The 12444-nt window shown below is 31.0% G+C and carries 12 protein-coding genes and 1 tRNA gene; 10 read left to right on the top strand and 3 right to left on the bottom strand.

Annotated features, from left to right (window positions below; all coding sequences use genetic code 11):
* Nucleotides 1–8: 8 nt before the first annotated feature.
* The 3 genes from KK2020170_RS08500 to KK2020170_RS08490 form a co-directional block, all read right to left on the bottom strand.
* Nucleotides 9–1397 carry a bifunctional UDP-3-O-[3-hydroxymyristoyl] N-acetylglucosamine deacetylase/3-hydroxyacyl-ACP dehydratase gene (locus tag KK2020170_RS08500; protein WP_221257907.1) on the bottom strand — a complete coding sequence of 463 codons (1389 nt, stop codon included), beginning with the start codon at nt 1395–1397 and terminating at the stop codon, nt 9–11.
* Nucleotides 1398–1407: 10 nt separating this feature from the next.
* A complete protein-coding gene (lpxD, locus tag KK2020170_RS08495; RefSeq protein WP_221257906.1) occupies nt 1408–2427 on the bottom strand; it encodes a UDP-3-O-(3-hydroxymyristoyl)glucosamine N-acyltransferase in 1020 nt (339 codons plus the stop codon).
* 78 nt (nt 2428–2505) lie between these two features.
* Nucleotides 2506–3741: an HD domain-containing protein gene (locus KK2020170_RS08490; RefSeq protein WP_221257905.1), complete on the bottom strand. Its 1236-nt coding sequence runs from the start codon at nt 3739–3741 to the stop codon at nt 2506–2508.
* A 143-nt stretch (nt 3742–3884) separates the two neighbouring features.
* Between KK2020170_RS08490 and porX the strand changes: the two genes are divergently transcribed.
* The 10 genes from porX (at nt 3885) to KK2020170_RS08440 (ending at nt 12321) form a co-directional block, all read left to right on the top strand.
* Nucleotides 3885–5438, top strand: coding sequence for a T9SS response regulator signal transducer PorX (gene porX / locus KK2020170_RS08485; protein WP_221257904.1), 1554 nt, complete (start codon nt 3885–3887; stop codon nt 5436–5438).
* Between the two features lie 37 nt (nt 5439–5475).
* Complete coding sequence (gene tsaE / locus KK2020170_RS08480; RefSeq protein WP_221257903.1) at nt 5476–5889, top strand: tRNA (adenosine(37)-N6)-threonylcarbamoyltransferase complex ATPase subunit type 1 TsaE; 414 nt, start codon at nt 5476–5478, stop codon at nt 5887–5889.
* Nucleotides 5890–5895: 6 nt separating this feature from the next.
* A complete protein-coding gene (locus tag KK2020170_RS08475; protein ID WP_221257902.1) occupies nt 5896–6306 on the top strand; it encodes an RDD family protein in 411 nt (136 codons plus the stop codon).
* Between the two features lie 87 nt (nt 6307–6393).
* Nucleotides 6394–7590, top strand: coding sequence for an alanine dehydrogenase (locus tag KK2020170_RS08470; RefSeq protein WP_221257901.1), 1197 nt, complete (start codon nt 6394–6396; stop codon nt 7588–7590).
* Nucleotides 7591–7708: 118 nt separating this feature from the next.
* Nucleotides 7709–8095 carry a DUF4258 domain-containing protein gene (locus tag KK2020170_RS08465; protein ID WP_221257900.1) on the top strand — a complete coding sequence of 129 codons (387 nt, stop codon included), beginning with the start codon at nt 7709–7711 and terminating at the stop codon, nt 8093–8095.
* Between the two features lie 82 nt (nt 8096–8177).
* Nucleotides 8178–8252, top strand: a tRNA-Val gene (locus KK2020170_RS08460).
* Nucleotides 8253–8447: 195 nt separating this feature from the next.
* Nucleotides 8448–9041: a DUF3997 domain-containing protein gene (locus KK2020170_RS08455; RefSeq protein ID WP_221257899.1), complete on the top strand. Its 594-nt coding sequence runs from the start codon at nt 8448–8450 to the stop codon at nt 9039–9041.
* Between the two features lie 550 nt (nt 9042–9591).
* Nucleotides 9592–10194: a hypothetical protein gene (locus KK2020170_RS08450; RefSeq protein ID WP_221257898.1), complete on the top strand. Its 603-nt coding sequence runs from the start codon at nt 9592–9594 to the stop codon at nt 10192–10194.
* 257 nt (nt 10195–10451) lie between these two features.
* Nucleotides 10452–10934 carry a hypothetical protein gene (locus tag KK2020170_RS08445; RefSeq protein ID WP_221257897.1) on the top strand — a complete coding sequence of 161 codons (483 nt, stop codon included), beginning with the start codon at nt 10452–10454 and terminating at the stop codon, nt 10932–10934.
* Between the two features lie 478 nt (nt 10935–11412).
* Nucleotides 11413–12321: a hypothetical protein gene (locus KK2020170_RS08440; protein WP_221257896.1), complete on the top strand. Its 909-nt coding sequence runs from the start codon at nt 11413–11415 to the stop codon at nt 12319–12321.
* Nucleotides 12322–12444: the final 123 nt, after the last annotated feature.

Raw genomic sequence — 12444 nt, 5'->3', positions numbered from 1 at the left:
ACTAATTACTATTTTACTTTCACTATTTGAGCCATTAATTCAGCTTCAGTAACTAACTTTCCATTAGCATATGCATAAGCTTGCATGTGGCAAATTCCTCTTCTTATTGGTGATAATAATTCTAATTTAAAGATTAATGTATCACCGGGAAGTACTTTATTCTTAAACTTAACATTATCTATTTTCATAAAATATGTCAAGTAATTTTCTGGATCAGGAACAGAACTTAAAATTAAAATCCCTCCTGTTTGAGCCATAGCCTCAACGATTAAAACTCCTGGCATAACAGGTGCTCCGGGAAAATGTCCTACGAAGAAATCTTCATTCATAGTAACATTTTTTAATCCTACCACATGATTATCAGACATTTCTAAAATTTTATCTACTAATAAAAATGGTGGTCTGTGTGGTAATAATCCCATTATTCCATGAATATCCAATAATGGCTCCTTATTTAAATCGTATGTTGGAATATTGTTCTTTTCTTCAATTTTAATAATTTTAGAAAGCTTTTTAGCAAACTGAGTATTGACAAAATGTCCTGGCTTGTTAGCAATAACTTTCCCTTTAATTCTTCTTCCAATTAATGATAAATCTCCAACAACATCAAGCAATTTATGGCGTGCGGCCTCATTAGGATGATGAAGCGTTAAATTATCTAAAATACCATTAGGCTTAACTGAAATTTTTTCTTTGTTAAATGCTGCTTTTAATTTTTCCATAGTATCCGGAGAAATCTCTTTATCTACATATACAATGGCATTATTTAAATCACCACCTTTAATTAGACCATGATTTAATAAAGCTTCTAATTCATGTAAAAAACTAAACGTTCTAGAATTCGAAATCTCTGATTTAAATTCTTTGATACATTTCATAGTAGCATTTTGAGTTCCTAATACTTTAGTACCAAAATCTACCATTGTTGTTACACAATATTCATCGTGTGGAATAACTGTAATTTCACTTCCTGTAGTTTCGTCGACATAAGAAATTACATCTTTAACTATAAATTCTAAGCGCTCAGCATTTTGTTCTACTAAACCTACTTTTTCAATAGCTTCAACAAAATACTTTGAAGAACCATCCATTATTGGAAGTTCAGAAGCATTTAATTCTATAATAACATTATCTACATCTGAACCAACAAGAGCTGCTAAAACATGTTCAGGAGTTTGAATTTTAACTCCGTTTTTCTCTAAATTAGTTCCTCTATCAGTGTTAATAACATAATTAGCATCTGCTTCAATAATTGGTTCTCCTTCTAAATCAACTCTAACAAAAGTATAACCATTATTTTCAGGTGCCGGCTTAAAAGTCATTTTAACCTCTTGTCCAGTATGTAATCCTACACCAGTTAACGAAATTTCACTAGCAATAGTAGTTTGCTTAGCCATGATTTTATAATTAATTTATATTCTTTTTAATTTCTTCTATTTCACTTACAATTTTAGGTAAATTTCTAAAATGAACAAATGATTTTGCAAAGTCCCCATAATTAAATGCAGGACTCCCTTGAACCACTTCTCCATCTTTTAAACTTTTACCAATACCTGATTGTGCTTGAATCTTAACATTGTTTCCAATTGTAATGTGTCCAACTATACCAACCTGACCACCAATCATGCAATTCTTCCCAATTTTTGTAGAACCTGCAATTCCTGTTTGCGAAGCAATAACCGTATTCTCTCCAATCTCTACATTATGAGCGATTTGAATTTGGTTATCTAGCTTAACTCCTTTGCGAATTACCGTTGACCCTAAAGTTGCTCTATCTATTGTTGTACAAGCTCCAATTTCTACATTATCTTCGATAATTACATTTCCAATTTGTGGAACTTTAGTATATGTACCATCTTCTTGAGGTGCAAAACCGAATCCATCAGAACCTACAATTGTTCCAGAATGAATGGTACAATTATTTCCTATTACAGTTTCAGAATATACTCTAGCGCCAGCAAATAAAACACAATTATCACCAATAACTACATTGTCGCCTACAAAGCTATTTGGATAAATTTTTACATTTTTTCCTATAGATACATTTTTCCCAATGTAGCAAAAGCTTCCTAAATATAAACCTTCTCCATATTGAACACCTTCAGAAATAACTGATGGTTGCTCAATTCCTGATTTCATTAGTTTAACCTGATTGTAATATTCTAAAAGTTTAGAAAATGATTTATAAGCATCTTCTACTTTTATTAAAGTTGTAGTAACTTCTTGTTCAGGTTCAAATGTATTATTAACAATTGTAATTGTTGCTTTTGTAGTATATATGTAGTTAGCATATTTCGGGTTTGCTAAAAAAGTTAAAGAACCATCTGTTCCCTCTTCTATTTTAGCAAGTTTAAAAACCTCAGCTTCTGGATTACCAAAAACTTCACCTTCTAAAATGCCTGCAATTTGAGCTGCTGTAAATTTCATTTAAAAAAAATTGTTTTAATTCTAACCTAAATTTGGCTAAAAATTAACTTCACAAAAGTATAAAATTAAATTAAAATGTTAAGACTCCAAAATTACTTTTGGAAAACAGATATAATATTTTGTAACTTGTTTTGATAAAGCCTTGAGATGCAATTGGTCAGAAGCCTCTACAACATCTTCAATTGATTTATCTTTTTTATAAATATGAATGGGTTCGCTTTGTTTATTGTAAGCCTGATTTTTTAAACTTCCTTTAAAAACAAAATATGCAACTTCTTTTTCTGATAATTTCGTTAAGTTGATGAATTTTTGTTTGTATGACTTCACCAATTCTTTACTAGGTTTTTCATCCAACATTTTAATTTTCAACAAATCACGATTAATTATCATTCGGCACAAATTAGACAGAACATAATCATCATGAAATTGCCATGCTTTAATTGCACTTAAAACATCATAATCATCTAAATAGCTAAACTTCTGTAAAACATTTTCATTAAAATCTTCTAATGTGACTTTATTTTCTAAAAAGTAAGATAATGGTTTACTAGCTTCTAATTGAATTCCGTTTTGGACCAATTCTTTTGCTCTTTTTAATATTTTTGTTAGGATTAATTCTCCAACAACCGAAGTTTTATGTAGATAAGCTTGCCAATACATTAATCTTCGCGCTACTAAGAATTTTTCAACCGAATAAATTCCTTTTTCTTCAATAACTAAAACATCATTATCAACATTCATCATTTGAATCAATCGTTCACTATTGATATTTCCTTCTGCTACGCCGCTGTAAAAACTATCACGCTTTAAATAATCCATTCGATCCATATCTAACTGACTTGAAATCAGTTGCAACATGAATTTTCGGTGATATTCACCTTTAAACACTTGAATTGCTAAGGATAATTGTCCGTTAAATTCTTTATTCAATTGTTCCATAAACAACAAAGAAAGTTGTTCATGGTGTACTTCCTCTACTATGCTATGTTCCATTGCATGACTAAATGGTCCGTGGCCAATATCATGCAACAAAATAGCTATATAAAGTGCGTTTTCTTCATTATTTGATATCTCAACACCTTTAAAACGTAACGTTTGAACTGCTTTTTGCATAATATGCAAACATCCTAAAGCATGATGAAATCGTGTATGATGGGCTCCAGGATATACTAGATAAGACATTCCCATTTGAGAAATTCTTCGTAAACGTTGAAAATATGGATGCTGAATTAAATCGTAAATTAGAGTATTCGGTATAGTAATAAATCCGTAAATAGGATCATTAAATATTTTGAGTTTATTGGTCTTGCTCACAAGTGAAATTTTAAACAACAAAGTTACACAATTTCAAAATATTATAATTCTGTAAAATTTTATACTAATTTTAATACATTCCTCGTTGTAATAATACTAACTTAGCCTACGAAAATTAAAGAATAAAATACTTTTACATAGATATGAGCAACATAAAAATACTTTGGGTTGATGATGAAATTGATTTATTAAAACCACACATTTTATTTTTAGAAAAGAAAAACTACGATGTTACCACTTGTAATAACGGGCAAGACGCTATTGAGCTTTTCGAAGAAAACAATTATGATGTTGTCTTTTTAGACGAAAATATGCCTGGTTTAAGTGGTTTAGAAACATTACAAGAAATTAAAGAAAAGAAATCTTCAGTTCCTGTAATTATGATTACAAAAAGTGAAGAAGAATATATTATGGAAGAAGCTATTGGTTCAAAAATAGCCGATTACCTAATTAAACCTGTAAATCCAAACCAAATTCTATTAAGCTTAAAGAAAAACTTAGATCATTCACGATTGGTTTCCGAAAAAACAACCCTAGATTACCAAAAAGAATTCCGAAAAATTGCCATGGATTTAGCTATGGTTAATACCTATGAAGATTGGGTTGAGCTATATAAAAAACTAGTGTATTGGGAAATGGAATTGGAAAATATTGAAGATCAAGGCATGATTGAAATATTAGAAAGCCAGAAAACAGAAGCCAATGTTCAGTTTGGAAAGTTTATTGAGAAAAACTATGAAGATTGGATTCAAGATGAAGACGACGCTCCTATCCTATCGCACAATCTTTTTGGAAAATTAGTAGCACCCGAAATTCGCAAAAAAGACAAGCCTATTCTATTTGTAGTAATCGATAATTTACGTTACGATCAATGGAAAGCTTTTGAAGGAATTGTAAACAATCATTACAAATTAGAAAAAGAAGTGAGCTTCTTCTCTATTCTTCCTACGGCTACACAATACGCTAGAAATGCCATTTTCTCTGGACTTTTACCAATTGACATGGAAAAAAAATATCCGCAATATTGGAAAAATGATATTGATGAAGGCGGAAAAAATATGCATGAAGGCGAATTCTTAACCGAACAATTAAAACGCTTAGGTTTAAACATTAAGCAAGAATATTATAAGATTACCAACTTTAAAGACGGAAAAAAATTAGCTGAAAACTTTAAAGCATTAAAAAATAACGACTTAACAACCGTTGTTTACAATTTCGTAGATATGCTTTCGCATGCTAAAACCGAAATGGATGTAGTTAAAGAATTGGCATCCAATGATAAAGCATATCGTTCGTTAACACAAAGTTGGTTTAAAAATTCGCCGTTATTAGATTTAATTCAACAAGCGCAACAAAACGGATTTCGATTAATCATTACAACCGACCACGGAACCATTAATTGTAAAAATCCTTCGAAAGTAATTGGAGATAGAAATACATCGTTAAACCTTCGTTATAAAACTGGAAGGAGTTTAACGTATGAAGACAAAGACGTTTATGCTGTAAAAGATCCTAAGAAAATAGGTTTACCTGCAATAAATATGAGTAGTTCGTTTATTTTTGCTAAAAATGATTTATTTTTAGCCTACGTGAATAATTACAACCACTATGTAAGTTATTATAGAAATACGTACCAACATGGTGGAATTTCACTTGAAGAAATGATTATTCCGTTTTTAGTATTAGAACCAAAGTAAATAGTATTCAGTTTACAGTAACAGTTAACAGTTGTATATGACTTTTATTTATAGTTTAATCGAAATAGATTCAGTTGCTAAAGAAATTTTAAATATACCTTCACTTAAAAAAGTAATCACATTTAATGCCGAAATGGGTGCTGGAAAAACCACACTCATTAAAGCATTAGTAAACGAATTAGGTGTTGTTGACAATTCGAGTAGTCCTACATTTTCATTGGTAAACGAATACCAAACTGATAAAGGTGAAACCCTTTATCATTTCGATTTGTACCGATTAAATTCTGAGGAAGAAGCTTACGATATGGGAGTAGACGAATATTTCTATTCTGGTAATTGGTGTTTTATTGAATGGCCCGAAAAAACGCCAAATCTAATTCCTATCGACCATGCCAATATTTCAATTAAGGTTTTAGAAGACGGAAAAAGAGAATTAACAATTAATAATTGATAATTTATGAATGAAAATATTTTAGGAAAAAGAATTGGAGCTTGTATTGTTGACTACTTTATACTTTTTATTGCTTTTTTCATTTTGTCATTTATCTATTTGTTATTTTCTGGAGTTTTTAAATTTCAAATTAAGAATATTGAAATTATTCTATTACTTGTTCTTTGGTTTTTTTTACTTGTTTTTCCTGAATATAAATTTGGCAAAACCATTGGTAAAAAAATAATAGGTCTAAAAGTAATTTCAGAAGACAAATCTAAGATCAGTTTCAGTCAATCTTTAATTAGAAGAGCTTTTGATGTCATAGATATATTTGTTTTAGGAATTATTTCTTTAATTATTCTATCAAATAAGTCTAATAATCAAAGATTTGGAGATAAAGTTGCTAAAACACATGTTTTAAATGATTCAAAATAAATTATTTAAAACATTCTTTTCTCTTTTCTCTTTTTTCTTTTTTCTATTAAAAATTTTGACTAAATTGGCACAACTTAACTAAAACCTATGGCTATATATAGTCCGTTTTCAAAAGCACAACTGCTACCACAAGAAGAAAAATTAGAAGTAGCTCGACATAAAAGCGAATTATTCATTGGCGTTCCACAGGAGACTGCTTATCAAGAACGTCGTATTTGTTTAACGCCCGATGCTGTTGCTTCATTAACTTCTCATGGACATCGCGTGCTTATTGAATCTGGAGCGGGAGAAAGCGCAAGTTTTTCCGATAAAGAATATAGCGATGCTGGTGCCGAAATTACAAAAGACACCAAAAAGGTTTTTAGTTGTCCTATTATCTTAAAAGTTGAACCGCCAACTTTACCTGAAATTGAAATGATGAATCCTCAAACGATTGTTATTTCAGCTATTCAATTAAAAACACAACGCAAAGAATATTTTCAAGCTTTAGCTACAAAGCGAATTACAGCACTTGCTTTCGAATTCATAAAAGACGAAGACGGTTCATATCCAGCTGTAAAATCACTTTCCGAAATCGCCGGAACAGCTGCCATTCACATTGCTGCCGAAATGATGATTAACCAAAACATTGGTAAAGGTTTATTATTCGGAAACATTACAGGTGTTCGTCCTACAGAAGTGGTTATTCTTGGCGCAGGAACCGTTGCCGAATATGCAGCACGAACAGCACTTGGACTTGGTGCAAGCGTAAAAGTGTTCGATAATTCAATTACGCGTTTACGCCGACTTCAAAATTTATTAAACCAACGTATTTTTACATCTACCATACAAGAAAAAATGCTACTCAAATCACTAATGCGATGCGATGTAGCAATAGGTGCTATGCGTGGAAAAAATCGCACACCAGTTGTTGTGACTGAAACCATGGTAGAACACATGAAAAAAGGAGCTGTAATTGTAGATGTTAGTATAGATACTGGTGGATGTTTTGAAACTTCAGAAATTACAACACACGACAAACCTACATTCATTAAAAACAATGTAATTCATTATTGCGTACCTAATATTCCTTCTCGATATTCTAAAACCGCATCTATGTCGATTAGTAATATCATTACACCATTTTTATTACACATTGCCGATGATGGCGGATTAGAAAGTGCCATTCGATGCAATCGCGGACTTAAAAACGGAATATACTTTTATCATGGCTTGCTAACTAATAAGTCCATTGCCGATTGGTTTAACTTAGAACATCGCGACATAAACTTAATTGTTTTTTAGAGCATTACCACATTTAATGTGGTCGCGTCATTCACTTTATCTTTTTATTTCATAAAAAGGATATCGCTACTACCGCTAATGCAAAAATTAAGTTTTACATTTGCAAAAAGTTTTTAAAATGAAATTTAAGTTTCGTCTAGCCTATTATTTATTTGGTTTATTATTAGGATTATTTTTTGTGATTTGGTTTTTAGGCACAAAAGCAGAATCTAAAGGAGTAGAATTTTGTTATTTACCTAATTGTAGAGTTTTACAAGATTTACGAAAAAAACCACTTCAAATATCTGAAGAAGCCAAAACTACTCTAAACCAAGATTGGGTAAATTTAGAAGATGTAAAAGCTTCCTTAAAGTATGGCGATGTAGATTTTTCAAAGAGTAATGAAATATTTAAAAAAGGGAAACTTTACGTTATAGAAGGTAAAACAACTCAAAATGAAGAAATTACAATTACCATGATAAACTACACTGATAAAGTAATTTTAGAAAAAGTAGAAAAAAGGTAATTTTATTTAAAAAAACACTTGCAAATACAAATAATCAGTGTATATTTGCACTCGCAATTGAGAACAAGATTGCATTTTATTGGGGCAATTAGCTCAGTTGGTTCAGAGCACCTCGTTTACACCGAGGGGGTCAGGGGTTCGAATCCCTTATTGCCCACAAAATTTAAGGCTTCCTTTTTAGGAAGCCTTTTTTTATTCCATTAAATTATCGTTTTCATTACAATATGTTTTAAATATTTATTAGATTTGAAAACACAATTATTCTGCATATCCGTCTAAAAAGGCTCACTAAGCGGAATAAAAGTAAGGATATAAACTAGTTAGCGGTAATGGCAAGACTACACACACGACAATGAAGAAATTAATTTTAATAGGACTTTCTGCACTTTTTCTGACTGGTTGCTTTTGGGGTGACGAAGTGACTTCATACACTAAGTTGACAAAAGACTTTTGGCTTAATTGGTGGGCAGACAATACTGACCAACATATACTTTTAAGTTTTGACGATAAAGGAAACGGTGGGACGCCAATTATTAAGCAGACTGTTTTTGCTGTTGGCTATAATGACAATTTTATAATTGCAAAGCAACATCCCGACAAAGAAGAAGAAGTTAGCGAACGACTATTTCGTGACCAAAATTCAAAAGGTGACTTTGAAATAAAAAACTTGGCTGACACTGTATATTTAAGCAAGGATGATAGAATTTATCAAGACAGTGGAAAATGGTATCACATCAGCAATGGTTGGAATCCTCCTGACAGTTTAAAACCATATAGAAAAATTACTTTCTTTCATATAGTTGACATTAGAAATTACGAAAGAAAAAATCGTGACAGCTATAAAGTTTATACCTTCGAGAATGAGAAAGAATTTATAAACAAGCGACACGAACTTGGCGTGCCTGACGAATTAACATTTACAATAAAAAGCCCGACACTTGAATGACAGTAAAAAAGCCACATACCGCTAACAGCACCTACAAGAAATTGGCGGTTCAGTGGTTAAATGAAGCTTTGTGCTTCGTATCAAGTTCAGTGGTGGCAGACAGTTTTCGTTTCCGAAATCGCCAACTTCTTATAGCTGCGAAACGTTAGAACACATTCAGCTAAAGCTGACTTTTGTTGCTATATTTTGCTGCGCAAAATCCCACCCCAAAAGAAATGTGTTCTAACGACCTGCTAAACCAAATTGCTTTGGAATTTCAGTAAAAAACAGCTTTAGCTGCCCATCGAAGGAAAACGTGTACTAACATAAGCTAAAAGCAATTTGGCTCTATAATTTTTGCTCCCAATAACCGAAATTTGAACCAATAACGTAAACTACGTTTACTATTGGACAATCAATTATCCGATTGGTAAGCGGAAGTCCTTTAATCGGATAATTGCTCAACAAATTTCTTATATTTACGCAAAAATCATAGAACTGCGTTTAGCAGGTCGTTGTGCGAGAGTTGAGTAGCAGACGGAGAATAATATGAAGTAAACGAAAATAAAAAATGAAAGAATTTATAAACCCTCAAAATATTGTTGTTATAATATCTACTATTGTTTATGCAATAGTGTTTATAATACAAAAAGCTCAATTTGCTAAACAAAATGAAATTTTAAATAAATATGAAAAAATATTTTCAATTTTTAATATTGATGAAATAGAAAAATATGTAGAATTACAAAAAAAATCTATAAACCTGTCTTTAAACAATAGAGAAGTTGCGTTAAAAAATATTGAAACTGATATGGAAAATAGAATGTCTGAAATAAAAAAGGTTCATAATCTTTCAAAATCAACATTAGACAGTACACAAAAAATTATTGATGATGCTAAACGTTGCGAAGAATTGAATATTAATTACATGAATGACTTAAATGAACTTAACATCAAAGAGTTTGATGAACTCTATTCAGTAATTGAAAAATCTATAAAAGCAAATCACCCAGAAATATTCAAGAAAATAGAAGTTCAAATATCAAAAAATAAGGAAAAACATCTGTCAATAAAAAATGAAGTTTTTAAAAGATTTCTATTAGAAAAATTAGATTTTTTGGAACCTGAATCCCAAAAAAATATTTTAGATTTAATTCGCGATATGCGAAAATAAAACTAATACAAAATAGTTGTTTTTAGAGAATACATAAATATGAAAATAGTTTTTTTTAATAAACTCATCAAGTTTACTGTTCTATTGAAATTTCGAAAAAAACCCTCGCACAACAGCGGTTTGCTTCAATGGCTACTTCCGGATTTTCCTACGGAAAATCCGCTGCTGAATGGAATGTTTTGTTATATTTGTAATGGCTTGGTGTTGGTTCAACGCCACTGAGAGCAAGCCGCAGAACGTTGTACATAATACCCAAAATGACGAAACACGAATTGACATTCAGCAGAATAAAAGAACTTTTGAAAACTCATTTCCCAAATTTGATTTCGGAATTTGAAAACGGAACTCATCTAACTCTGAATTCGGAAAACGAAGAAGAATCACCAATATGGATTGAACTTGACGAAGGCGGAATGTTGACTGTTGGAATTGGAGTTGCTCACAAACATTTCTATCCAAATATTGATAATTTGAACGAAGGATTTAACGAGTTTTTACATTTTCTAACTTGTAAGAAAAAGAGAACTGATTTTTATAAAGGAAAATCTCAATTTAAAAGCATTTATTATTACGAATTAAAAAATGGAACTTATAAAAACTACGGAACTGTATCGAATTTGAATTTATCATTTTGGAAAAAAATTACTGAAAATACAATTACTCAAAACGGATTTATTGAACACAAAAAAATTGAATCTGAAATTGAAAGCATTAAAAGTACTATGCACAACAATGTATAACCGCAATTACGGCGGATTCGACTACGTCCGAATCCACTCGGAATTGCTAAAGTCTGTGCTAAACCGAAAATTAACGCATATAAACCCGTAACTGACGGTTATACGAGACCGTTAGAACACATTCAGCTAAAGCTGACTTTTGTTGCTATATTTTGCTGCGCTAAATCCCACCCCAAAAGAAATGTGTTCTAACGACCTGCTAAACCAAATTACCAGGAATATTTGCTATAATACAGCTTTAACTGCCCATCGAGGGAAAACGTGTACTAACATAAGCTATAAGCAATTTGGTCCTATAATTTTTGCTCCCAATAACCGAAATTTGAACCAATAACGTAAACTGCGTTTACTATTGGACAATCAATTATCCGATTGGTAAGCGGAAGATCTTTAATCGGATAATTGCTCAGCAAATTTCTTATATTTACGCAAAAATCATAGAACTGCGTTTAGCAGGTCGTTGTACAACATTGTAAAAATGAATCGAATATCTGCTTTAATTTTAATAGTTATTGTTAGTTGTAAAACAATTAAAATAACTGAGTGTAATTATATTGAAGACTACTACCAAACTATGTATAAAGCTGATTTGGAATATGAAACTGGAAACTATGAAAAAGCATTTGATCTATATTTAATTACTTTTAAAAAGTGTGAAGCAAAAAACACTTTTACTTTTAACGAAATTTCAAAATTCACAGAAAGTGCTGCTATTTTAAAAAAATTTGACATCACCTATGAATATGCTAAAAAACAAATTCTAAACGGAGTTAAGTTAAATAGATTTGAAAGTAACGAAAATTTCAATGAATTTTTAACATCAAAATACGGTCAGAAACTAATTAAAGAGTACCATGTTTTAAGAAATCAATTTGAAACAAATGCTGATTTCAAACTTAGAGATGAATTAATTTCAATGAAAAGAGCTGACCAAATGTACCGAAATAAAAATTACAAAGAAAATATTGCTAAACAAGATAGTATTGATAAAATTCATGAAAAGCGTTTAATAGAAATATTTAAAACAGTTGGTTATCCAACGGAGAGAATTGTAGGACAAACTAATATGGATAATCATGTTGATGTTGAACTTATGTTACTACATACTGATGATAGTATAAGAATAAATTACTTTGTGCCAAAAATTAAAGAATTTGTAAAAAATGGAACCGCATCTCCTTTAACTCTTGGAAGAATTATAGATCAGTATTATTTATACAATGGGGAACCACAGATTTACGGAACTTATAGAGCTCAAGGTGGTGGATATGCCAATATGATTAACGACTTAAAAAAAGTTGATAGCAACCGTATCTCCATTGGACTGCCTCCCTTGGAATTAACAGAAAAAAAAGATAGTTTAGTGAGAGCTAAATATGGATTTTAAAACAACGTTGTACAACAGCGGTTACAAGTAATGGCTAGGTTTGTATGTGTTTGGAAAATCCTTCGGATTTTCCAAAATTTAAGATATATTTGTTGTGGCTTGGTGCTGGTTCACGCCACTACT

Source organism: Flavobacterium okayamense (assembly GCF_019702945.1).
Lineage (GTDB): Bacteria > Bacteroidota > Bacteroidia > Flavobacteriales > Flavobacteriaceae > Flavobacterium > Flavobacterium okayamense.
The sequence above is the reverse complement of the archived record's forward strand: the minus strand, read 5'-3'. Positions and strand labels throughout refer to the sequence as shown.